General features: G+C 63.5%; 21 protein-coding genes. 13 read left to right on the forward strand and 8 right to left on the reverse strand.

Annotated features, from left to right (window positions below; translation table 11 throughout):
• Positions 1-76: 76 nt before the first annotated feature.
• The 4 genes from T8A63_RS02130 to rbfA form a co-directional block, all read right to left on the reverse strand.
• On the reverse strand, positions 77-586 hold the full coding sequence (locus tag T8A63_RS02130; RefSeq protein WP_067626953.1) for a DUF1643 domain-containing protein: 510 nt from the start codon (positions 584-586) through the stop codon (positions 77-79).
• A 6-nt stretch (positions 587-592) separates the two neighbouring features.
• The gene (gene truB / locus T8A63_RS02135) at positions 593-1,519 is read right to left on the reverse strand and encodes a tRNA pseudouridine(55) synthase TruB (RefSeq protein ID WP_322344863.1); all 927 of its coding nucleotides are present in this window, start codon (positions 1,517-1,519) and stop codon (positions 593-595) included.
• 78 nt (positions 1,520-1,597) lie between these two features.
• Positions 1,598-2,344: a phosphodiester glycosidase family protein gene (locus tag T8A63_RS02140; protein WP_322344864.1), complete on the reverse strand. Its 747-nt coding sequence runs from the start codon at positions 2,342-2,344 to the stop codon at positions 1,598-1,600.
• The gene (gene rbfA / locus T8A63_RS02145) at positions 2,341-2,772 is read right to left on the reverse strand and encodes a 30S ribosome-binding factor RbfA (protein WP_067626238.1); all 432 of its coding nucleotides are present in this window, start codon (positions 2,770-2,772) and stop codon (positions 2,341-2,343) included. Before rbfA ends, T8A63_RS02140 begins: the two co-directional genes overlap by 4 nt.
• 98 nt (positions 2,773-2,870) lie before the next feature.
• On the opposite strand from rbfA, the gene dapB reads away from it, so the two are divergent.
• Together dapB and T8A63_RS02155 are read left to right on the forward strand one after the other, a co-directional pair.
• The gene (gene dapB, locus T8A63_RS02150; RefSeq protein ID WP_322344865.1) at positions 2,871-3,689 is read left to right on the forward strand and encodes a 4-hydroxy-tetrahydrodipicolinate reductase; all 819 of its coding nucleotides are present in this window, start codon (positions 2,871-2,873) and stop codon (positions 3,687-3,689) included.
• 77 nt (positions 3,690-3,766) lie between these two features.
• Positions 3,767-4,126, forward strand: coding sequence for a dihydrodipicolinate reductase (locus T8A63_RS02155; RefSeq protein WP_322344866.1), 360 nt, complete (start codon positions 3,767-3,769; stop codon positions 4,124-4,126).
• Between the two features lie 6 nt (positions 4,127-4,132).
• On the opposite strand, the gene T8A63_RS02160 is transcribed toward T8A63_RS02155, so the two are convergent.
• Positions 4,133-4,333, reverse strand: coding sequence for a DUF1674 domain-containing protein (locus T8A63_RS02160; RefSeq protein WP_322345651.1), 201 nt, complete (start codon positions 4,331-4,333; stop codon positions 4,133-4,135).
• A gap of 199 nt (positions 4,334-4,532) precedes the next feature.
• On the opposite strand from T8A63_RS02160, the gene T8A63_RS02165 reads away from it, so the two are divergent.
• Positions 4,533-5,804, forward strand: coding sequence for an RsmB/NOP family class I SAM-dependent RNA methyltransferase (locus T8A63_RS02165; protein ID WP_322344867.1), 1,272 nt, complete (start codon positions 4,533-4,535; stop codon positions 5,802-5,804).
• A 3-nt stretch (positions 5,805-5,807) separates the two neighbouring features.
• On the opposite strand, the gene T8A63_RS02170 is transcribed toward T8A63_RS02165, so the two are convergent.
• The gene (locus T8A63_RS02170; RefSeq protein ID WP_322344868.1) at positions 5,808-6,557 is read right to left on the reverse strand and encodes a phosphate/phosphite/phosphonate ABC transporter substrate-binding protein; all 750 of its coding nucleotides are present in this window, start codon (positions 6,555-6,557) and stop codon (positions 5,808-5,810) included.
• 165 nt (positions 6,558-6,722) lie between these two features.
• On the opposite strand from T8A63_RS02170, the gene T8A63_RS02175 reads away from it, so the two are divergent.
• From T8A63_RS02175 to T8A63_RS02200, 6 genes are all read left to right on the forward strand, one after another.
• On the forward strand, positions 6,723-8,471 hold the full coding sequence (locus T8A63_RS02175) for a heparinase II/III family protein (RefSeq protein WP_322344869.1): 1,749 nt from the start codon (positions 6,723-6,725) through the stop codon (positions 8,469-8,471).
• Positions 8,472-8,487: 16 nt separating this feature from the next.
• Positions 8,488-10,074: a bifunctional phosphoribosylaminoimidazolecarboxamide formyltransferase/IMP cyclohydrolase gene (gene purH / locus T8A63_RS02180; protein ID WP_067629202.1), complete on the forward strand. Its 1,587-nt coding sequence runs from the start codon at positions 8,488-8,490 to the stop codon at positions 10,072-10,074.
• 15 nt (positions 10,075-10,089) lie between these two features.
• Positions 10,090-10,578, forward strand: a complete 489-nt coding sequence (gene lspA, locus T8A63_RS02185) for a signal peptidase II (protein ID WP_322344870.1) — start codon at positions 10,090-10,092, stop codon at positions 10,576-10,578.
• Positions 10,579-10,630: 52 nt separating this feature from the next.
• Positions 10,631-11,143: a DUF3035 domain-containing protein gene (locus T8A63_RS02190; RefSeq protein ID WP_067629198.1), complete on the forward strand. Its 513-nt coding sequence runs from the start codon at positions 10,631-10,633 to the stop codon at positions 11,141-11,143.
• 64 nt (positions 11,144-11,207) lie between these two features.
• Positions 11,208-12,554, forward strand: coding sequence for a pitrilysin family protein (locus T8A63_RS02195; protein WP_322344871.1), 1,347 nt, complete (start codon positions 11,208-11,210; stop codon positions 12,552-12,554).
• Complete coding sequence (locus tag T8A63_RS02200; protein ID WP_322344872.1) at positions 12,551-13,873, forward strand: pitrilysin family protein; 1,323 nt, start codon at positions 12,551-12,553, stop codon at positions 13,871-13,873. Before T8A63_RS02195 ends, T8A63_RS02200 begins: the two co-directional genes overlap by 4 nt.
• Before the next feature lie 56 nt (positions 13,874-13,929).
• Here the strand turns inward: T8A63_RS02200 and T8A63_RS02205 are convergent, their stop codons facing one another.
• Together T8A63_RS02205 and deoC are read right to left on the reverse strand one after the other, a co-directional pair.
• A complete protein-coding gene (locus T8A63_RS02205) occupies positions 13,930-16,275 on the reverse strand; it encodes an aldehyde dehydrogenase family protein (protein WP_300054380.1) in 2,346 nt (781 codons plus the stop codon).
• A gap of 44 nt (positions 16,276-16,319) precedes the next feature.
• A complete protein-coding gene (deoC, locus tag T8A63_RS02210) occupies positions 16,320-17,333 on the reverse strand; it encodes a deoxyribose-phosphate aldolase (protein WP_322344873.1) in 1,014 nt (337 codons plus the stop codon).
• 175 nt (positions 17,334-17,508) lie between these two features.
• Between deoC and T8A63_RS02215 the strand changes: the two genes are divergently transcribed.
• From T8A63_RS02215 to T8A63_RS02230, 4 genes are read left to right on the forward strand one after another with little or no spacing between them, the layout of a single operon-like run.
• The gene (locus T8A63_RS02215; protein ID WP_322344874.1) at positions 17,509-18,498 is read left to right on the forward strand and encodes a metal ABC transporter solute-binding protein, Zn/Mn family; all 990 of its coding nucleotides are present in this window, start codon (positions 17,509-17,511) and stop codon (positions 18,496-18,498) included.
• 3 nt (positions 18,499-18,501) lie between these two features.
• Positions 18,502-19,296, forward strand: a complete 795-nt coding sequence (locus T8A63_RS02220; protein ID WP_322344875.1) for a metal ABC transporter ATP-binding protein — start codon at positions 18,502-18,504, stop codon at positions 19,294-19,296.
• Positions 19,293-20,498 carry a metal ABC transporter permease gene (locus T8A63_RS02225; RefSeq protein WP_322344876.1) on the forward strand — a complete coding sequence of 402 codons (1,206 nt, stop codon included), beginning with the start codon at positions 19,293-19,295 and terminating at the stop codon, positions 20,496-20,498. Before T8A63_RS02220 ends, T8A63_RS02225 begins: the two co-directional genes overlap by 4 nt.
• Complete coding sequence (locus T8A63_RS02230) at positions 20,495-21,424, forward strand: metal ABC transporter permease (protein ID WP_322344877.1); 930 nt, start codon at positions 20,495-20,497, stop codon at positions 21,422-21,424. The genes T8A63_RS02225 and T8A63_RS02230 overlap by 4 nt, the downstream gene beginning before the upstream one ends.
• The last annotated feature ends 247 nt before the right edge of the window (positions 21,425-21,671 follow it).

The following is a 21,671-nucleotide window of genomic DNA, read 5'->3' on the forward strand; positions in this document are numbered from 1 at the left end:
TAAAAGGGCATGCTGTGGCCGTAAAATCAAAGGAATAGCGGGGAAGTGGTTAACGAATGCCTGCCAGCGCGGGGCGCTAGGGCTGCCACAAAACCGGCTCTTGTGTGTAGGGCAGGTAGAGGGGGTGGCGCGGATGCCCGGCCTTGGAGAGACCAAGGTGGTAGAGCGGTTTGGCCCCCGCCGCCAGCTGTGCGGCGACGCTAAGACCCCGGTCCAGATGGGCACCATGCACGCCCCAAGCGGCGATGATGCGGTCGGCCCAATCTGCTCCGTCGACCAGCGTGGCGTCGTTATCGGGGCCGATGGGATCGGGGGCGGCCCGCATGTCGCGCGGATCGGTGGCGCGGAAGGCAAAGATATTGGTCACCCGGAAACCGCCAAAGCCCAGCACCCGCGCGCGGCGCTCACAACGCTCAACCGTGGGATCGTTCTGCACCTCCGTCGCGGTGGAGGGGTTCAGCATGACAAACATCACCCGCGGCGCAGCGCTGTCCCAGATCCGTGTGAGGCTGTAGCGATACTGCTCACAGGGGGAGTAGACAGCGGTCGAGGGCGCATCGCCCTTGGTATGGCTGCGGGTGATCAGGGCCATTCAGCCCTCGTTCGTGTCCGGGGATAGGTTAAACACCCGGCTGGGGTGCAATTCGCCCGCCTTGAAGCGGCCCACGGCGACGGGCTGGCCATCGAGCGAGGCCCAGCATTCATCGCCATATTCCACGTCATGAGCGATCACCATACCGGGGTTACCATTGCGCAGGCGCGTCGCGCCTTCGGGGGTGGCTTTGACCTCGGGCAACTCAACCAATCCTTCGGCGAGCGGCAGCAGATGCGTATCGAGTTCTGGCGTGCGGGCGATCTCGTCGATCTGTGCCAGTGTTAGGGCATTTGCCGCCTCAAACGGGCCAGACCACGTGCGACGCAGCTCGCGGACGTGGCCAAGGCAGCCAAGCTTCTGCCCCAAATCTCGCGCGATGGAGCGGACATAGCCGCCCTTGCCGCAGACCATCTCAAGTGTGACGTGATCGGCGTCGGGCCGGTCGAGCAGCAGCAGGCTTTCCACCCAAAGCGGGCGGGCGGCGATGTCCATCTCTTCGCCATCGCGGGCGCGTTTATAGGCGCGCTGGCCGTCGATCTTCACGGCAGAGAACTGTGGCGGCACCTGTTGGATATCGCCGATAAAATTGCTTAGCGCATCCTTGATGGCCGCATCGTCGGGGCGCAGATCGGAGGTGCCGATGACTTCGCCTTCGGCGTCGTCGGTGTTGGTGGCAATTCCCAGACGCACGGTGAACTCATAGGCTTTAAGCGCGTCGGTGATATAGGGCACGGTCTTGGTCGCTTCGCCCAAGGCGATGGCCAGAACCCCGGTGGCTTCGGGATCAAGGGTGCCTGCGTGGCCCGCCTTTTTGGCCTCCAGCGCCCAGCGGACCTTGTTGACCACGGCGGTCGATGTCGGCCCGGCGGGTTTGTCCACCACCAGCCAGCCTGAAATATCGCGACCCTTGCGTTTGCGTGCCATGTCTTGCCCCTTCGCCTTTGTGGTGCTGCCCTCTAACGGAGCCATGCCGCGCTGCCCAGCCCCCAAGCGGGGAAAAGGTCACTTTGCAGGCGTGACGATGCCGACGATCGGCCCCAGCGTGGTGAACCCCGCCCCGGTGCGGCGCAATCCCGGCGCCCGCAGGCGCGAGATATTGCCGTCGAAATACAGCGCGTTAGGCAGGTCCAGCTCATCCCGGTAGAGCCGGGCAAACTCATGAAAGGTGACCACGTCATTGGAAATCGCAAAGACCGCGCGTTTTCCGTCTGCCGTAGTGCCAACGCCGTTGCGAATATAGCGCGAGGTGCTGTTGGGTAAGAATCGTGGGTGCAGCGCTCCGTCGATCACCAGCATTGGCCCCGATTGCGTGGCAAAGCGGCAATCGGGTTTGTTCTCAAGGTAACGCTTGGTCTCAATCACATCGGCGCGGCCATCACGCAGGCAGAAGACGCCGTTGGGCAGCAGGCCAAAGTTGCCGGGCCCCGCGCTGTCGATCACGCCGCGCGCCTCGACGCCTTCTTCGACGTAATGCCCAACCGGAGAGCGATCCTCGTGGTACATGCCCGCGTTCATCGCAAAGCCCAGCCGCAAGCCCTCCGCCTTCAGTGCCTCATCAAGCGATCCGAAGAACCCATAGGGGGCGCCTGCGTCATCGTTGAGAAAGAGCCGCAGATCGTCACGCTCCAGATCGACCTCGCAAATGGTGTAGGAGCTGCCGTCGAACGTGATGTTGCGGCATTCAGCAGCATCCGAAGGCGTGCCTTTCAGCGCGATCAGCGCCAATGCGATCAAACCGGCCCGGATCACTGATCCGGCGCGCTGTCGGCAGCGTCATCATCAGGCGCATCCGCGTCGCGGCGCACCACGTCTTGGTTCAACATCCGGCGCGTGTCGTCCATCCGGTCGAATGTCCGATCCAATTGGAACCGCAGATCAGGAGAGAACTTGAGCGTGAGTTTCTTGGCCACTTGCCGGCGCAATTCGTTCTTATTGCGCGCCAGCAGCTTAAGCACCTCATCCTGACCTTCACCGCCCAGCGGCAGCACATAGGCCGTTGCGATCTTGAGATCAGGAGAGATGCGCACCTCGCCCACGGTGATCGACAGCCGGTTGAGATCGGTGTCATGCACGTCCCCACGTGCGAGAACATCAGACAAGGCGCGGCGGACGGTTTCGCCCACGCGGAGTTGTCGTTGCGACGGGCCTGCGCCCTCATGAAACTTGTTCTTTGCCATGAACCCCATCTAAGGCTTCGGTTGCACTTTGCCAAGCGCTCGCCGACGGGCTAAACCAGCCGAGCCATTCATGCCCCCGAACCGCAGGAGACACCCCCATGACACAGACCCCCGGCATTGCCGTTACCGGCGCCTCTGGCCGCATGGGCCAGATGTTGATCCGTGAGATCACCGCCAGCGACAAAATGCATCTGGCCGCGGCGGTGGAGCGTCCCGGTCATGACTGGGTGGGGCGCGACGTGGGCGAAGCGATGGGGGGCACCGCGTCAGGTGTGACCGTAACTGACGACGCAGCCGAAGCGTTTGCGAAGGTGCAGGCCGTGATCGATTTCACCGCGCCACAGGCAACGATCGCTTTTGCTGCCGAGGCCGCGAAGGCCGGGATCGTGCATGTCATCGGCACCACCGGGATGACCGATGAGGAGATCGCGCAGCTTGCCCCAGCCGCCGAACAGGGGGCCATCATCATCCGCGCAGGCAATATGAGTCTTGGCGTGAACCTGCTGACACAGCTCACTCGTCAGGTCGCTGCTGCACTGGACGTGGATTACGACATTGAGATCATCGAATCGCACCACAACCAGAAAGTCGATGCCCCCTCTGGCACGGCTCTGATGCTGGGCGAAGCCGCCGCCGAAGGGCGCGGCGTAAAGCTGGCTGATGTGTCAGACCGGGGCCGCGATGGGATCACCGGCGCGCGGCAGCAGGGCGATATCGGTTTCACCGCGATCCGGGGCGGTGACATCGTGGGGGAGCATGACGTAATGTTCGCCGCCGCCGGGGAGCGGATTATCCTGCGCCACATCGCCTCTGACCGCGCCCTTTTCGCGCGCGGCGCGCTGAAGGCCGCGCTTTGGGGGCAGGGGCAGACGCCGGGCGAATATGACATGCTTGATGTGCTGGGCCTGAAACCCTGAACCAGATGCAGATTATCTGAAACTTTACCTCTTTTGCTTACGTGAATGCCAAAGGCAATTCACCAAGGGAGGTTTCGATGAGGATTATCTTTGCACTCGCCGCGACTGCGGTGCTGGCGCTAAGCGGCCTGCCCGCGGCGGCGGAGTATGCCCGTATTCAGGACAAGTCAGACTTTGTCGCGGCGGTGAACGGCAAAAGGCTGACCCGTCCGCTCGTCAATCTGCAGGTGACCCCCGGCGGAGCCATCGCTGGCAAGGGGGCCGCTTGGCAGTTCTCCGGCAATTGGTCGTGGAAAGACGGCTATTTCTGCCGGACGCTGGTCTGGGGCGGCAAGGATTTGGGCTATAATTGCCAAGTCGTCATGCGCGATGGCGCGAAAATCCGCTTCACCTCTGACAAGGGCGCGGGCGAGTCAGCGGTGCTGACCCTGCGCTAAGGCCGCTTAGAAATCAATGGCGATGCCTTTTTTCTCCCAATCGCCATAGCGCACCGGCTCCGGCCCATCGCGCCCGCCCAGTTCGGCGGGCAGGTCCAGCGCGGCTGCGGCCTTGCGGCGCGCGGCGGCCTCGGCCAGCGCGCGCTGTGCGGCGGCAGGCAGATCGGGGCCGGGCTGCGGTGTCGGGTCATGCGGCGTGTCGGGGATCGGCTTTGGCCCCGGTTTGGGCTGCGGTGGCAGGTCCGGCGCGGGGCTAGGGGTTGGGTCAGGGGCGGGTTTGCTGTCGGGAATGGGGCGTTGATCGGGCATCATGGTCCTCTTGAGCCAAGTTATCCCTTGATATACGTCGCGCGCTGGCCCAGACAACCCGGCAACCCCTCAAGCGAGACCCAGATAGGACATGACCATGGCAGACACAGGCGTTCAGGCCCGCAGAAGCGCGGTATATCTGCTGGATCAGGTTTTGGGCGATGAGCCACGTCTGATGTCGGAACTGCTCGCCTCCGGCGCGTTGGACAAGCTGCCCCCCGATGACCGGGCGCGGGCACAACGTCTGGCACAGGACACGCTACGCGGGTTGGAGCGTGCCGACCGGCTGTTGCAAAAACATCTGCAAAAGGCCCCGCCGTTGACCGTGCGCAACGTGCTGCGCGTCGGTACGGTGGAGCTTTGTCAGGGCGGCGCGGCGCATGGGGTCGTGAACACGATGGTCAATCTCGTATCCCAGCACCGCACGCTGAGCCACCTTAAAGGGCTGACCAACGCCGTCTTGCGCAAGATTGCCGCGCAGGGCCCCGAAGCATGGGACGCTCTGCGCGCACCGCGCCTGCCGAAATGGCTGCGCGGCCCACTGGCAGAGGCTTGGGGCACCGACGCCATCGCCAAGATGGAAGAGGCGCATTTTGCGGGCGCATCGCTTGATCTGACCGCCAAGGGCGATACTGCCGCTTTGGCCGAAGCGGTGGGGGGCACGCTGCTGCCGACAGGGTCCGTTCGGGTGACGGGGGCCGGGCAGGTCTCCACCATGCCGGGATTTGCCGAAGGTGACTGGTGGGTGCAGGATGCCGCCGCTGCGATCCCGGTGCGGGTGCTGGCCCCGACGGAAGGTGAAATGGTGCTCGACCTCTGCGCCGCGCCGGGGGGCAAGACCATGCAGCTTGCCGCTGCGGGGGCTGTTGTCACCGCCGTTGACCAATCGCATCCACGGATGCAGCGGGTGAAGGAAAACCTTGCCCGCGTGGGGCTTAAGGCCAAGACGCTCACCAAGGACGCCCGTGCCGTAGAGGGCGCGTTCGACGCGATCCTGCTTGACGCGCCCTGTTCCGCCACCGGCACCATCCGTCGCCACCCCGATCTGCCCCATGCCAAGGATGGCTCGGAATTCGGGGACCTGATTGAACTGCAATCCGAGTTGATCGACCACGCATGGAGCCTGCTGAAACCCGGCGGGCGGCTGGTGTTCTGTACCTGTAGCCTGCTGCCCGACGAGGGCGAAGTGCAGGTCGACGAAGCCTTGGAACGGCATGGTGACATGACGGTCGACCGCGCCGCGCTGGACCTGCCGGGGGTCGAGGCTGAGTGGGTCACCGAAGAGGGCGGGTTGCGCCTGCGTCCTGACTTTTGGGCCGACAAAGGCGGGATGGATGGCTTCTATATCGCGTGTTTGCGGAAGGGCTGAGCCTTACGCCCCATCGGGTGGGGAGGGCACAGCGAGATATGCGGATTTCGGTATCTCGACCAAGCCGCGCAGGCCCAGCGTAGCGGCATCCTCGGGCGTAAGCCCGACGGTGGCATCGCGGACCGCTGCAAATGTTGCTTCGCGATCGGTATCTGCCGCCGCGATATAGGGCAGGCCGGGCGTCGGCGTCGTGGTTTCCAGCACACGCAAGCCACCCGCAAAAGCGTCACAACGCTGGATCAACCGCCACGACACTCCGTCCAGCGCCGCAATATCCGCCCGCCCCTCGGCCACGGTTTTGGCGGAGTTCCGGTGCCCGTGGCTTTGACTGCGATCTGCAAACCAGAAACCCTCTGCGCTGCAATGCGCGTAGGCGGCGGCGTAGCCTGACTGCGAAAACGTCTGGTTGTAGGTGAACCGCGCCGCGCGAAACTCGGAAATTGTTTCACGGGGATCATTGGCGCGGACCACGAAGACGCTGTGGTAGTAGCCCGGCGGGCAGCCCTCGACGGCAAAGTCAGGTGTCCCGATCAGGGTGACATGGTCGTGCAGCCATAGGCGGTAGGGCATCCCGCAGGTTTGCGAAAGGGTCAGGTCGGGGGCTTTCCACACCGCGAATTCCTCTCGCGCATTGTCCAACTCTTCCGGGGCCACAACGCCTCGCGCGCGCAGCCCGTCGCGGATCAACGCCCAGTAGCGGGCCGTGGCCGCGGCGGTTTCTGGCCGTAGGTACATCATCAGGCTGGCGATCATCGGTGCGCTCCGGTTGCAGTGCCCTTGTTTAGGCGGCACCCCTGCGGGCTGGCAACCGTCCGTTCCCCGCCGATCCCCCGGCGCGCGGGGAAAATCCGGTGACTCATTGCAGGGCCGCGGTTATGCTGCCGCCAAACGCCATCAGAGCGTCAGGGGCAGCTTGATATGATTAATCTTTCCAGCGTCATGGCCCGAAGGGTGCGGTTTTTGAACCGCTGGCACGCTTGGCGTGCGACCCGGGGCCGGGTGCGGGTGGCGGGGTTTACCGCGTCGCCCGAGCCGCGCACCATCGGCTCTTTCGCGCGGGGGCGGCAGTTGATGGCGGGCAATTACCTATTTGCTGGCGGCCTGCTGACCGCGCCGCAGACCGCGATGTGGGAACTGACGCCGCCTGACCCTGCCTTTGCGGCGGAACTGCACGGTTTTGCATGGCTGGATGATCTTGCTGCCGTGGGGGATGCACGGGCGCGGGCGTCGGCGCAGGATTGGCTTTGGGGGTGGATCGACCGTTTCGGGCGCGGGCAGGGGCCGGGCTGGACCCCGGCGCTGACCGGTCGGCGGCTGATCCGCTGGATCAACCACGCACTTTTCATGCTGCGCGGGACGGACACCGCGCAGAGCGATGCCTTCTACCGGTCCCTCGAACAGCAGACCCGTTTCCTGTCAAAACGCTGGCGCGCCTCTGCGCCGGGCCTGCCGCGTTTCGAAGCGCTGACCGGGTTGATTTACGCGGGCCTGTCGCTGGAGGGGCTAGAGGAACTGGCCGATCCCGCCATCAAGGCATTAGCACGCGAATGTGCCAGCCAGATCGACGCCGAGGGCGGTCTGCCCACCCGCAACCCCGAGGAATTGCTGGCGGTGTTTACCCTGCTGACATGGGCCGCTGCCGCGCTAAGCGATGCAGGCCGCAGCACGCCAAAGGAACATCTGACTGCGATCGAGCGTATCGCGCCGACCCTGCGCAGCCTGCGCCATGCGGATGGCGCTTTGGCGCGGTTTCACGGCGGCGGGCGCGGTATGGAAGGCTGGCTGGATCACGCACTGGCGGCGGCCAAGGTCAAGACGCGGCAGCCTGATGGGCTGGCCATGGGCTATGCAAGGCTGTCGGCAGGGCGCACCAGCGTGATCGTCGATGCGGCGGCGCCACCGGGCGGCACGGCCTCGGGCAATGCCCATGCCTCGACACTGGCGTTTGAGCTGACCTCGGGGCGGCGGCCCTTGGTGGTGAACTGCGGCTCCGGCGCGTCATTTGGGCTGGAATGGCGGCGGGCGGGGCGGGCCACGCCGTCGCATTCCGCCCTGTCGCTCGTCGGCCATTCCAGCGCCCGACTGGCGGAGCCTGACCCCCACAGCGGGACAGAGGCGCTCATCGCGGGTCCGCGCCAAGTGCCAGTGGAGATCGGAGAGGCGGCGGATGGGCTGCGTTTTGAGGGCGGCCATGACGCCTATCTGCGCAGCCACGGGCTGACCCATGCGCGGCGGCTCGAACTCACCTCGGACGGGCGCGGGCTGACGGGGGAGGATATGCTGCTGGCGATAGAGGGGGCAGAGAAGCGGCGCTTTGATAAGGTGTTGAGCGCCACGCAACTGAAGGGCGTGCCTTTCGACATCCGTTTTCACCTGCATCCGGATGTGGATGCCACGGTCGACCTTGGCGGGGCTGCGATCTCAATGGCGCTGAAGAGTGGTGAAATTTGGGTGTTTCGCCATGACGGCACGCATAATTTGTCTTTGGAACCGGGGGGTTACCTTGAGACGACCCGGCTGAAGCCACGTGCTGCGCAGCAGATCGTGCTCTCGGGCTATGCCATGAACTATGCCACGCGGGTGCGCTGGTCGTTGTCAAAAGCGCAGGAAACTGCGATTGGCGTGCGAGATTTGTCGATCGACGATCCCTATGCTGATGAAGACTGACCAAGGAACCAGCCCCATGCCCGACCTCTATCCCATCAAACGCGCGCTTCTTTCCGTATCCGACAAGACCGGTCTTTTGGACCTTGGCAAAGCTTTGGCGGCGCGGGGCGTTGAGTTGCTCAGCACCGGCGGCACCGCTAAAGCACTGCGCGAGGCGGGGCTTGAGGTGTTGGATGTGGCCGATGTGACAGGCTTCCCCGAGATGATGGACGGGCGGGTGAAAACGCTGCACCCGGTGGTCCACGGCGGTCTGCTGGCCCTGCGCGACAATGACGAACATGTTGCCGCGATGAACGAACATAACATCGGCGCAATCGATCTGGTTGTGGTGAACCTTTACCCCTTCGAGGAAACCGTCGCCAAGGGCGCGGAATATGCCGAGGTGATCGAGAATATCGACATTGGTGGACCAGCGATGATCCGTTCGGCGGCCAAGAACCACGGCTTCGTCAATGTCGTGGTCGATGTTGAGGACTACGCCGAGGTGATCGCGGAGCTTGAGGCCAACGACGGCCAGACCACCTATGCCCTGCGCCAGCGCTTGGCCCAAACCGCCTATGCCCGCACCGCGGCCTATGACACTGCCGTCAGCACTTGGATGGCCGAGCAGGTCGCAGGCACCCCGCGCCGCCGGACCTTTGGCGGCACGCTTGCGCAAACCCTGCGCTATGGTGAGAACCCACACCAGCAGGCGGCTTTCTACACCGATGGCTCCACCGCCCCCGGTCTGGCGAACGCCGTGCAGCATCAGGGCAAGGAACTGTCCTACAACAACATCAACGACACCGACGCCGCCTTTGCGCTGGTCAGCGAATTTGACCCTAAAGACGGCCCCGCCTGCGCGATCATCAAACACGCCAACCCCTGCGGCGTGGCACGGGGTGAGACGATGTTGGAGGCTTACAAACGTGCTTTTGACTGCGACCGCACCTCGGCTTTTGGCGGCATCATCGCGCTGAACCAGCCACTCGACGGCCCCACCGCCGAAGCGATTGCTGCGATCTTTACCGAGGTCGTCATCGCCCCCGGCGCGGATGAGGACGCCAAGCGCATCTTTGCCGCCAAGAAGAACCTGCGTCTGCTGACCACCGAAGGTCTGGCCGACCCTGCCGCCGCCGCTTTGGCCGTGCGCCAAGTCTCCGGCGGGTTTCTGGTGCAAGACAAAGACGTGGGCCGCGTCAGCCGCGATGATCTCAAGGTCGTGACCAAGCGCAAGCCGTCGGATCAAGAACTCGACGACATGCTGTTTGCTTGGACCGTGGCAAAACACGTCAAATCCAACGCCATCATCTATGTCAAAGACGGTGCCACAGTCGGCGTTGGCGCAGGCCAGATGAGCCGGGTGGACAGCACCCGCATCGCCGCGCGCAAAGCCCAAGACATGGCCGAGGTGATGGACATCGACGCACCCCTGACCCAAGGGTCGGTCGTGGCATCCGATGCGTTCTTCCCCTTCGCGGACGGTCTGATCACAGCGGCAGAAGCCGGTGCCACGGCGCTGATCCAGCCCGGCGGCTCCATGCGGGACGACGAAGTGATCGCCGCAGCGGATGAAGCGGGCCTTGCCATGGTCTTTACCAACATGCGTCACTTCCGGCACTAAACGTAGGGCAGCACCATGCGGACATTCGGCATCGCGGCCATCGTGGCCTTTCTGATCGACCAGATCAGCAAATATGTGGTCATTCACATGATGGAACTGGCACGTATCCGCTCTATCGAAGTGCTGCCTCCGATGCTGAATTTCCGCTATGGCGAAAACCGGGGCATCAACTTTGGCCTCGGGGGTGACATGAGCCAATGGGTGCTGATCGTGGTGGCGCTGGTGATCTGCGCGGGCGTCACCCTGTGGCTCTGGCGCAGCCCGCATGGGCGGTGGGCGCAGCTCAGCGGCGGCTTGCTGGTCGGCGGGGCCTTGGCGAATGTGGCGGACCGGCTGATCTATGGCTATGTGCTGGATTTCCTGAACAACTCTTGCTGTGGCCTCAATAACCCTTTCGTCTACAACTTGGCGGATGTCTTTATCTTTGCCGGGGCCTTGGGGCTGATCCTCTTTACCGGAGAGCCGAAAAGCGCGCCCAAGCGCCGGGGCAAAAAAGGTCAGTGACATTGCCTGCTCGCCTGCGATATTGAACAAGCAGACCCCGAAAGGAGACACCATGCGTCGCATTGCCCTCATCAGCTTGATCCCGCTGGCCCTCGCCGCCTGCAGCAATCAGGGCCTTCGCGATTTGCAGCCGACTTCTGACGGACCGGACGAATTCTTGATCCAGCCGGTCAAGCCGCTGGAACGCCCCGACAATCTGAACGCCCTGCCGACCCCCGTGCCGGGACAGGCGAACCTGACCGACCGGTCGGCGGTGGCCGAAGGAGTGGCGGCATTTGGCGGGCGTCTGGATACCTCTACCGGCATCCCGGCGGGGGATGCGGCGCTGGTGCAACATGCGGGCCGGATGGGCGTGCAACCCGGCATCCGGGCCAGCTTGGCGCAGTCTGACGCGGAATTCCGCAAGCGCAAAGGCCGCTTTACCCAGTTCCGCATCGTGCCGGTCGACCGCTACAGCCAAGCCTACAAGAGCCAAATCCTCGACGCCCACAACGAGGCGGAGCGCTGGCGCAACGCGGGCGGGCGCACGCCGTCTTACCCTCCGCAAGACACACGTTTTCGCTAGGCTTCTTGAAAGTAGCGCCAGACCGCGTAGGTAATGCGGGAGGCGATATATTTCGAGGTAAGCAATGATCCGACTGCCGATGATGGCGGCCCTGGTGGCGACGCTCTTCACAGCCCCCTCCGCGCAGGCGCGCGATAACGAGAATGAGGCGGTAACCCATTTCACCCTCGATAACGGCATGGAGGTTGTGGTCGTCGAAGACCACCGCGCCCCGGTCGTGCAGCAAATGGTCTGGTACCGCGCAGGCTCAGCCGATGAACCCAAAGGGTCGTCCGGCGTGGCGCATTTTCTTGAACACCTGCTGTTCAAAGCCACCGATAAGCTGGAGTCGGGCGAGTTTTCGGCCACCGTCGCGGCCAACGGCGGGCGCGACAATGCCTTCACCAGCTACGATTACACCGCCTATTTCCAGCGCGTCGCCGCCGACCGCCTCGGCCTGATGATGGAGATGGAGGCCGACCGGATGAAGAACATCCGCCTCACGCCCGAAAACATCGAAACCGAACGCGATGTGATCTTGGAAGAGCGCAACCAGCGGACCGAGAACAACCCCGCCGCCCTCTTCAGCGAACAACTCAACGCCGCGCAATTTCTCAACCACCGCTACGGCGTGCCGATCATCGGGTGGAAACATGAGATGGAGGAGTTGGACCTCGAAGATGCGCTGTCGTTCTATGAGCTCTACTATTCGCCCAACAACGCCATCCTCATCGTCTCCGGCGATGTGACGCCAGAGGAAGTGCGCGAACTGGCCGAAGCCACCTATGGCCAGATTCCCGCCAACCCTGACCTGCCCGAGCGTCTGCGCACCGAAGAGCCACCGCAGATTGCCGAGCGCCGGTTGATCTACAAAGACGCCCGCGTGGCCCAGCCCTATGTGCGCCGCTCTTACCTCGCCCAAGAGCGGGACAGCGGTGCGCAGGAAGAGGCGGCGGCGCTCTTTCTTCTCAGCGAATTGCTGGGCGGCGGCACCACCTCCTACCTCGCTGAAAAGCTGCAATTCGACGAACAGATCGCCAATTACACCGGTGCCTTCTACAAGGCCGATACGCTCGACGACACGACCTTTGATGTCGTGGTGCTGCCCGTGCCCGGTGTCAGCCTCCAACAGGCCGAAGAGGCGCTGGACGAGGTGCTCGTGCAGTTCATGGAAGCCGGGGTGGACCCCGAGCATCTTGAGCGCCTCAAATCACAGTTGCGCGCCGATCAGATTTACGCCCGCGACGATGCCGACCGCGTTGCAAATCGCTACGGCTCGGCCCTTGCCATCGGCCTGACCGTCGAAGACGTGCAGGACTGGCCCGATGTGCTGCAAGCCGTCACCGCCGAAGACATCATGCAGGTGGCCCGCACCCTGTTCGACAAACGCGCATCGGTCACCGGTTGGCTGATGAAGGAGGACGCGCAATGAAACTGTTCTACGCCCTGATCCTGACGGTTTTCGCCGCATTTCCCGCCCGTGCCGAAGTCGACATCCAGCCCGTGACCAGCCCCGGCGGCACCACCGCTTGGCTGGTCGAAGAACATTCTATCCCCGTTGTTGCCTTGGAAATCCGTTTCCGGGGCGGCGCGTCACTGGACGCGCCCGGCAAACGCGGCGCGATCAACCTGATGACCGGCCTTCTGGAAGAGGGCGCAGGCGACATGGACGCGCGTGCCTTTAGCCGCGAGACCGAAGCGCTGGCAACCAACCTCAGCTTCGACGTGTCGGACGATTCGCTTTCCGTCTCGGCCCGTTTCCTGACCGAAAACCGCGACGCCTCCATCGAGCTTCTGCGCGCCGCATTGTTAGAGCCGCGTTTTGACGAAGACGCGGTAGAGCGGGTGCGCGGTCAGGTGATCTCGAACATCCAGTCGAACCAGAAAGACCCGAACGACATCGCCCGCCAGACCTTCGACAAGATCGCGTTCGGCGACCACCCCTACGGCAGTTCGCTGAACGGCACGCTTGAGACGGTGGCCGGGTTGACCCGCGACGACCTGATTGAGGCGCATAGCGCCGTGCTGGCCCGTGACCGCATCTATGTCGGCGCGGTGGGCGACATCACGCCCGAAGAACTGGGCAAGCTGCTCGATACCCTGCTGGGCGATCTGCCAGCCAAAGGCGCGCCGATGCCCCCGACTGTAGATGTGGATATCCCCGCGGGCACGACAGTGGTCGATTTCGCCACGCCGCAGTCCGTCGCGATCTTTGGCCAGCCGGGCCTCGCGCAGGACGACCCCGATTGGTTCACTGCGACAGTGCTGAACCATGTCCTCGGCGGTGGCGGTTTCGAATCCCGTCTGATGACCGAGGTGCGCGAGAAGCGCGGCCTGACCTATGGCGTCTATTCCTACCTCGCCCCGCGCGATCTGGCTGAGACCTATCTCGGCTCCGTCAGTTCAGCCAATGACCGTATCGGTGAGGCGATTGACGTGATCCGTGCCGAATGGGCCAAAGCCGCGACCGAGGGCATCACCCAAGAGGAACTGGAGGCCGCCAAGACCTATATCACCGGCGCTTATCCCCTGCGGTTTGACGGCAACAGCCCGATCGCCAATATCCTCGTCGGCATGCAGATGCTCGGCCTGCCGACCGACTATATCGCGACCCGCAACGACAAGGTCGAAGCGGTCACGCTGGACGACGTCAAGCGCGTCGCGGCTGAATTGCTGGACCCCGAAAACCTGCATTTCGTCGTCGTCGGCCAGCCCGAAGGGCTTGAGGCGTCAACCCCGCCACAGGAATGAAAAAAGCGCCGCTCCCGAAGGGGGGCGGCGCTTACAATGCATCAAGGCGATAGGGCTTATTCGCCGTAGGGCACCCAGATATTCTTGACCTCTGTCGCGGCCTGCAAGAATGCACGCCCCGCGCCTTCGGCCCCGAACCAATCGCGCGCCATGCCGTGGTTGACCCAAGTGCGCTTGATATTGCTCGCCGCCCCTTTTTCGACCACGGCCGCGAGTTCCGCCGCACCAAAGCTCCAGACGGCGTCAATGTCCATATGCCGCGCCATCGGGTCGGCCAGATCGGCCTGCGGACCGGTCAGGATATTCACCACACCCGCAGGCACGTCGGAAGTCTCCAACACCTGCACGAAATCGGTCGCCGCCAGCGGGAAGGGTTCGCTCGCCGAAAGGATCACGCGGTTGCCCATGGCAATGGCGGGTGCCATGCAAGAGATCAGGCCCAAAAGCGGTGCCTCTGCCGGGCAAAGCGCCCCGATCACGCCCACAGGCTCCTTCATCGCCAGCGCCACGCCCCGGATCGGCACGCCGTGCACCTGACCGTCGTATTTGTCGGCCCAAGCGGCATAGGTGAACAGCCGGTCAATAGCGGCATCGACCTCTTTGCGACCATTCTTTGTCCCCTGCATCGCATCCAGCCGCGCGGCGAATTCATCGCCCCGCGCCGAGAGGTTTTCGGCAATATAATACAGGATTTGCGCGCGCAGATGGCCAGTTGTTTTCGACCACCCCTTCGCCGCATGCGCCGCTTCCACGGCATTGCGCACATCCTTGCGGTTGGCGAGGCTCACATGACCTAACAGTCCACCAGACTTGCCCCAAACCGGTGCGGAATACCCCCCATCGGGCCGGGCTTGCTTGCCCCCGATATAAAGTTTTGCCGTGCGGTCGATCCCATCCTCCGGGCCGCCTTCACCGCTGAAGGCTTCGATCTCTTTCAACGGCTTCTGAGCGGTCTTGGGCTTGGTATAGCCCGCCAGACCTTCCCAGCCACCCTCACGGCCAAAACCACTCTCGCGCTTGCCGCCAAAGCCAGCCGCCGCATCCATCATATTGGTCCCGTTGACCCAAACGATCCCGGTCTCCAACTGTGGCGCAATATCAAGGGCGAGGTTCACATTCTCGGTCCAGACCGTCGCCGCCAGCCCGTAGCGGGTGTTATTGGCCAGTTGCACGGCCTCGCTAGGCGTACGGAAAGTGGTCGAGACCAACACCGGGCCAAAAATCTCTTCCTGCATCAGCGTATCGGCCGGGTTCAGCCCGGTGATCAGCGTCGGCGGATAGAAACATCCCTGCTCAGGCATGTCGCCTGGCGTAACAAAACGCTCGCCCGCGGTGTTTGCCTCCACCATCTCGCTCACGCGCTTGTATTGCACCGGGTCCACCAGCGCACCCACGTCAATGCTCTTGTCCAGCGGATCGCCGATACGCAGCTTCTCCATCCGGGTGCGCAGCTTGGCATAGAACCGGTCCGCAACAGGCTCATGCACCAACAGCCGCGAGCCCGCACAGCAGACCTGACCCTGATTGAACCAAATCGCGTCAACCAGCCCTTCGACCGCGCTATCCAGATCGGCGTCATCAAACACGATGTAAGGCGACTTGCCGCCCAACTCCAAAGTCAGCGCCTTGCCCGAGCCTGCCGTCGCCTCACGAATGCGGCGCCCCACGGCGGTGGAGCCGGTAAAGGCGATCTTGTCGATATCCTCATGGGTAACAATCATCTCGCCCACAGCGCCATCACCGGTGACAATGTTAACCACACCCTTTGGCAATCCAGCCTGACGGCAGATATCGGCAAACAAAAGCGCGGTCAGCGAGGTATATTCCGCAGGCTTCAAAACCACGGTATTGCCCATCGCCAGCGCCGGGGCGATCTTCCACGCCAGCATCAATAGCGGGAAGTTCCACGGAATGATCTGCCCACAAACCCCAAGCGCCTGCGCATCGGGCAGTTCGCTCTCCATCAACTGCGCCATGCCCGCGTGATAATAGAAATGCCGCTGCGCCAAGGGCACATCAATATCACGCGCCTCGCGGATCGGCTTACCATTGTCCAGCACCTCCAACACCGCAAACAGCCGCGCATGTTTCTGCAACAGCCGCGCCAGCGCATAGATATGCCGCGCCCGGCCATGGCCGCCCAGCTTCTCCCACTTGGGCTGCGCCTTGCGCGCCGCCTTCACGGCAGCATCCACATCGCCCTGCGACGCCTGCGTCAGGATGGCCAAGACCTCTCCCGTCGCCGGGTTGGTGCTGTCGAAACCCGCGCCCGGCGCGGTGAACGCCCCATCAATGAAATGACCAAAGCGTCCGCCTTGATCCACGATCCACGCCAGCGCATCTGCCGCCGATTCCGGGGCCGGCCCGTATTCCATGCTCTCAAAAATCTCGGACACGCTCATGCCTTCATCCTTTTCCAAATACCGTCCCGTAGCCTGCAACAGGCTCAGGCGGTCGCGTGGCGGTAAGCCGCCGAATAGTTGCCGGTCACATGATGCTCCAACTGCCGTTCAATATCGCCCAGAAGCGACGAGGCCCCAAAGCGGAACAGGTCGGGCTGCAACCAACGGTCGCCCAACTCTTCCTTCATCAGCGCCAGATAGGTGATCGCATCCTTGGCTTTCGAGATGCCGCCCGCGGGCTTGTAGCCCACGCGCACCCCGGTGCGCTCATAATACTCACGGATCGCGCGGATCATCACGAGGCTGACGGGCAGGGTGGCGTTGACGCTTTCCTTGCCGGTCGAGGTCTTGATGAAATCGGCCCCGGCCATCATGCAGACCAGCGACGCGCGCGCCACATTGCGCAGGGAACCAAGCTCGCCCGTCGCAAGGATCGCCTTCACATGGGCCTCGCCACAGGCTTCGCGGAAGGCGCGCATCTCATCATAAAGCGCCTGCCAGTCGCCCGAGAGCACGTGGCGGCGCGAGATCACGATGTCGATCTCTGTGGCCCCTTCTTCCACACTCATCTCGATCTCGCGGATCCGCAGTTCCAGCGGCGACAGGCCCGCCGGGAAACCGGTGGAGACGGCAGCGATCGGGATATTGGTCCCTTCCAGCGCCTTGCGCGCGGCGGGGATCATCTCGTGGTACACACAAACCGCACCGGTGGTGATCGGGGCCATGCCAAGGGCATCAAGCAGATCGGGCGCAATCGGTTGGCGCGCCTTGGCGCAGAGCCGCTCAACCCGGCGCGCGGTATCGTCGCCCGAGAGGGTCGTCAGGTCGATACAGGTCACGGCGCGCAGCAGCCACGCGGCCTGATGTGCTTTTTTCAGCGAACGGCGGGCGGGCAGGGCGGCGGCGCGGCGCTCGATCGCCGAGGTGTTCGCCTGCACCGAGCGCAGCCAGTCCATATCAAGCGGCATAGGCTCGACACGTCGTTCGGTCACTTGCGGCAGATGGCCGGTCGCGCCGGTTTCAGTCGTGCTTTCGCGCGGGGTCGTTTGGGTGGCCATCGGGTCTCTCCGGTTTGGTCAGGCGGGCAAAATGGCATGGGGCCGGGGGCAAGGCAAGCGACGCTAACCCCGCGTCACGGGACGATTGCCTGAAAAACAGGCAAGATGCCGCAATTGTTAATGAGAACCATTCTCAACTGTTGACTTAATTGAGAATCGTTCTCATTAATGTCTCATGAAACATACATCTGACCTGCTTCGCCCTTCCCGCCGCACCGCTTTAATCGGTGGCATCAGTGCCGTTGCACTTCTCGGGGCTGCGCCAGCCGCCTTCGCAGCGCAAAAACTTAACGTTGTCGCGACGACAGGGATGATCGCCGACGCCGCTCGCCGCGTGGGGGGCGAATTGGTCGAGGTCCGCTCGCTCATGGGCTCGGGCGTCGATCCGCACAGCTACCGCCAGACGCGCAGCGACATCGTGGCGCTGACCCGGGCCGATCTGGTGCTCTGGCATGGTCTCTACCTTGAGGCGCAGATGGAACGGTTTTTTGAGGATCTGGGCCGCAAGCGCGCCGTGGTCGCTGTGGCCGACGCGCTACCCAAGGATGATCTGCTCAGCCACCCGGATTACGAGGGGCGCTATGACCCCCACGTCTGGATGGACCCGAAAACTTGGATCGCCGTGGTTGATGAGGTGACCCGCGCCCTGACCGAGGCCCATCCCGCAGGAGCCGAGACTTTCGCCCAGAACGCGGCCACCTACCGCGCCGAGCTGGAACAATTGGCCAGCTATGCCGCCGAGACCGTGGCACAGGTGCCAGAAAGCCAGCGCGTGCTGGTCACGGCCCATGACGCTTTCAGCTATTTCGGGCGCGCCTTTGGGTTCGAGGTGATCGGCATTCAGGGCATCTCAACCAACAGCGAGGCTGGGTTGAACCGTATCTCTTCACTGGTTGATGAATTGGTCGAGCGTGAGATCGGCGCCGTCTTTGTCGAAACGTCGGTTTCCGACCGCAACATGCGCGCGCTGGTCGAAGGCGCTGCGGCGCGCGGTCATGAGGTCGTGATCGGCGGCTCGCTCTATAGCGACGCCATGGGGGAACCGGGCAGCTATGAGGGCACTTATATCGGTATGATCGATCACAACGTCACCACCATCGCCCGCGCGCTCGGCGCGCCGGTGGCTGCGGGCGGGATGAACGGCAAGCTGGTACAGGGAAGCTGATCCATGACACTTGAACTGGCCAGCAGCCGCGACGCCGCGCCCACCTCCCGCGCCGATAGCCCGCTTGCCGTGCGCGGCATGACCGTTTCCTACGGGCAGAAACCTGCGGTGTTTTCTGTTGATATGACGGTGCAGCCGGGCAAGATGACCGCGATCATCGGCCCGAATGGCGCGGGCAAGTCGACTTTGCTCAAGGCTGCTTTGGGCATTCTTACCCCACTCGCGGGCACCGCCACCGTCTATGGCAAGCCGGTCGCCGAACAACGCCACCGCATCGCCTATGTGCCGCAGCGCGCCAGCGTGGATTGGGATTTCCCGACCCGCGTGATCGACGTGGTGCTGATGGGGCTCTATCCGCAACTGGGCCTGCTGGGCCGCATCCGCCCTGTGCACCGCGCCCGCGCCACCGATTGTCTGGCCCGCGTCGGCATGGAAGATTTCGCCACCCGCCAGATCGGCCAATTGTCTGGGGGCCAGCAACAGCGGGTCTTTCTCGCCCGCGCCTTGGCGCAGGATGCAGACCTCTATCTGCTGGACGAACCCTTTGCCGGGGTCGATGCGGCAACCGAAAAGGCGATCATCGCCGTGCTGAAATCCCTGCGCGACGCAGGCAAAACGGTTGTGGCGGTTCACCATGACCTATCGACCGTGGCCGAGTATTTCGACAATGTGTTCCTGATCAACACCCACCGCGTTGCCGAAGGCAGCGTCGAAGAGGTATTCCAAGCCAACCACCTGCAAGACGCCTATGGCGGGCGTTTGGCGGGGGCGCAGATGGATGCATTGCAGCTGTCATGATCTGGGAGGCTCTGACGCTGCAACTGGGGTATAACGCCACGCTGGTAACACTTGGAGCGACGCTGCTGGGCATGGCGGCGGGCGTTGGAGGCACCTTTCTTTTCCTGCGCAAACGGGCGCTTGTCAGCGACGCGATCTCCCATGCGACGCTGCCCGGCGTGGCGCTGGCTTTCATGGTGATGGTCGCGTTTGGCGGGGACGGCCGCAACCTGATCGGCCTGCTGCTGGGCGCGGCCTTGTCTGCGGCGGCGGGGCTGCTATTGGTCTCATGGCTCAGCAACCGCACACGTCTGGCCGAAGATGCGGCGATTGGCTCGGTCCTGTCGGTTTTTTTTGGGCTTGGCATCGTCTTACTCACGGTGATCCAAACCATGAGCGCCGGACGACAAGCAGGGCTGGAGGATTTCCTCTTGGGATCCACCGCCGGGATGCTGCGCAGTGACGCTCTGATCATTGCGGTGGCCGCGGCGCTGACGCTGGCGCTGGTGCTGCTGCTTCGGCGTCCGCTGACGCTCGCCTCGTTCGATCCTGAATATGGCACCGCCATTGGCCAGAACGTACCGCGCACGGATCTGGCGATGATGGGGCTGGTGCTGGCGGTGACCGTGGTGGGCCTTAAAATCGTTGGGCTGATCCTGATCGTCGCGCTCTTGATCATCCCGCCCGTCACCGCCCGGTTCTGGAGCGAGCGGACCGATCACGTGGTGCTGATCTCCGGCGCCCTTGGCGGTATCGCGGCCTATGTCGGCGCGGCGTTGTCGGCGGCGCAGCCGAACCTGCCGACGGGGCCGATCATTGTGCTGGTGGGCTTTGCGCTCTTTGCGCTATCGCTGCTGCTGGCACCGGGGCGCGGCGCGCTTTCGGCTCTGCTGCGCCACCGCCGGTATCAGCGTCGGGTGCATCTGCGGCAGGGGCTGCTGGCGCTTGCCCATGGGCAACCGATCTACGAACAACTGACCCTGCGCCTGCTGCGTGCCGAAGGCTATGCGCTGCCCGATGGGGTCGCCACCAAAGCGGGCCGGGGCCGTGCCGCCAAGGCACTGCGGGACGAAACCCGCTGGCAGTTGATCCGCCGCGACCCGGCCTATGAGGCGGCGGCCCAGCAATATGACGGTCTGACCCCCATCGAGACGGTGCTGACCGCCGACCAAATCCGCGAAATTGACAGCCGCATCGACATGCGCGGCGGGGTGATGGCATGAACGGTTCCGAATTTGTCCCCCTGTCGCTGGTGCCGATGCTGACGGGCATCTTCGTCGCCGTGGCCTGTGCCCTGCCGGGGAATTTCCTCGTCCTGCGCCGCCAAGCATTGATCGGCGATGCGATCAGCCATGTGGTGCTGCCGGGGATTGTGGTGGCGTTTCTGCTGACCGGCGTGGTCAGCACTTGGCCGATGCTACTGGGCGCTGCGGGGGCGGCGCTGGTCGCCGTGCTGGCGATCGAAGGCGTGCGCCGTCTGGGCAAAATCGAATCCGGTGCGGCGATGGGCGTGGTCTTTACCGCGATGTTCGCGGGCGGCGTGCTGCTGCTTGAGCAATCGGACACCAGCAATGTGCATCTCGACGTGGAACATGCGCTTTACGGCAACCTTGAAAGCCTGATCTGGCTGGATGCGACCGGCTGGGGGTCGCTGTTCGACCCCGAGGCGCTGGCGACCCTCCCGGTGGAGCTGCCGCGCATGGCGGTGACGCTGGTTTTTGTTACGCTTTTTACCGCGATCTTCTGGCGGCCGCTCAAGATCAGCACCTTCGACGAGGGCTTCGCCCGTACCATCGGCATGAAGACCGGGCCACTGGGCCTTGGTCTGGTCATCGTTGCGGCGATTGCCGCTGTGGCTGCCTTTGACGCGGTGGGCAGTATCATCGTCATCGCCATGTTCATCTGCCCCCCCGCCGCCGCGCGGATGATGACCAACCGATTGGAGTATCAGATTGCGTGGTCGGTGCTCTTTGCCACTTTGGCCGCTGTGCTGGGCTATGTTCTGGCCGGATACGGGCCGCTGTGGATCGGCATGCGGGATTCGGTTTCGGCGGCGGGGATGATCGCCACGGTTTCAGGGGTTATCCTGGGGTTTGCGGCACTTATGGGGCCGCATCGGCAAAGAGGCGCCGCTGCCCCCGCCGCTTAATCGAATCGCAACGATTCGTTTTCTGGGCAACCGATTCGATTTTGCTTTGACCTGTGATTCGTCCTGCGTCTATACAGGTGGCAAGCTCCTTCGGAGACGACTTGTACCCGGGTCGCCCGCCGCTCTGATAAGACCGGAATAACAAAAGCACCAGTGCGCCGAGTAGCCGACCCAGAAGCGGATCGCCCCAGTCTTGGCGGCGGTCCGCTGACTCTGTCTTCCCCCTCTGATAGACGCAATCCGATCT

The organism is Sulfitobacter sp. OXR-159, from assembly GCF_034377145.1.
GTDB lineage: Bacteria > Pseudomonadota > Alphaproteobacteria > Rhodobacterales > Rhodobacteraceae > Sulfitobacter.

Bases quoted from the DNA above. Each gene is read 5' to 3' on its own strand.
- truB (WP_322344863.1), bottom strand. From the start codon at position 1,519: ATGGCACGCAAACGCAAGGGTCGCGATATTTCAGGCTGGCTGGTGGTG.
- rbfA (WP_067626238.1), bottom strand. From the start codon at position 2,772: ATGGCAAAGAACAAGTTTCATGAGGGCGCAGGCCCGTCGCAACGACAA.
- dapB (WP_322344865.1), top strand. From the start codon at position 2,871: ATGACACAGACCCCCGGCATTGCCGTTACCGGCGCCTCTGGCCGCATG.
- T8A63_RS02155 (WP_322344866.1), top strand. From the start codon at position 3,767: ATGAGGATTATCTTTGCACTCGCCGCGACTGCGGTGCTGGCGCTAAGC.
- T8A63_RS02165 (WP_322344867.1), top strand. From the start codon at position 4,533: ATGGCAGACACAGGCGTTCAGGCCCGCAGAAGCGCGGTATATCTGCTG.
- T8A63_RS02170 (WP_322344868.1), bottom strand. From the start codon at position 6,557: ATGATCGCCAGCCTGATGATGTACCTACGGCCAGAAACCGCCGCGGCC.
- T8A63_RS02175 (WP_322344869.1), top strand. From the start codon at position 6,723: ATGATTAATCTTTCCAGCGTCATGGCCCGAAGGGTGCGGTTTTTGAAC.
- purH (WP_067629202.1), top strand. From the start codon at position 8,488: ATGCCCGACCTCTATCCCATCAAACGCGCGCTTCTTTCCGTATCCGAC.
- lspA (WP_322344870.1), top strand. From the start codon at position 10,090: ATGCGGACATTCGGCATCGCGGCCATCGTGGCCTTTCTGATCGACCAG.
- T8A63_RS02190 (WP_067629198.1), top strand. From the start codon at position 10,631: ATGCGTCGCATTGCCCTCATCAGCTTGATCCCGCTGGCCCTCGCCGCC.
- T8A63_RS02195 (WP_322344871.1), top strand. From the start codon at position 11,208: ATGATCCGACTGCCGATGATGGCGGCCCTGGTGGCGACGCTCTTCACA.
- T8A63_RS02200 (WP_322344872.1), top strand. From the start codon at position 12,551: ATGAAACTGTTCTACGCCCTGATCCTGACGGTTTTCGCCGCATTTCCC.
- T8A63_RS02205 (WP_300054380.1), bottom strand. From the start codon at position 16,275: ATGAGCGTGTCCGAGATTTTTGAGAGCATGGAATACGGGCCGGCCCCG.
- deoC (WP_322344873.1), bottom strand. From the start codon at position 17,333: ATGGCCACCCAAACGACCCCGCGCGAAAGCACGACTGAAACCGGCGCG.
- T8A63_RS02215 (WP_322344874.1), top strand. From the start codon at position 17,509: ATGAAACATACATCTGACCTGCTTCGCCCTTCCCGCCGCACCGCTTTA.
- T8A63_RS02220 (WP_322344875.1), top strand. From the start codon at position 18,502: ATGACACTTGAACTGGCCAGCAGCCGCGACGCCGCGCCCACCTCCCGC.
- T8A63_RS02225 (WP_322344876.1), top strand. From the start codon at position 19,293: ATGATCTGGGAGGCTCTGACGCTGCAACTGGGGTATAACGCCACGCTG.
- T8A63_RS02230 (WP_322344877.1), top strand. From the start codon at position 20,495: ATGAACGGTTCCGAATTTGTCCCCCTGTCGCTGGTGCCGATGCTGACG.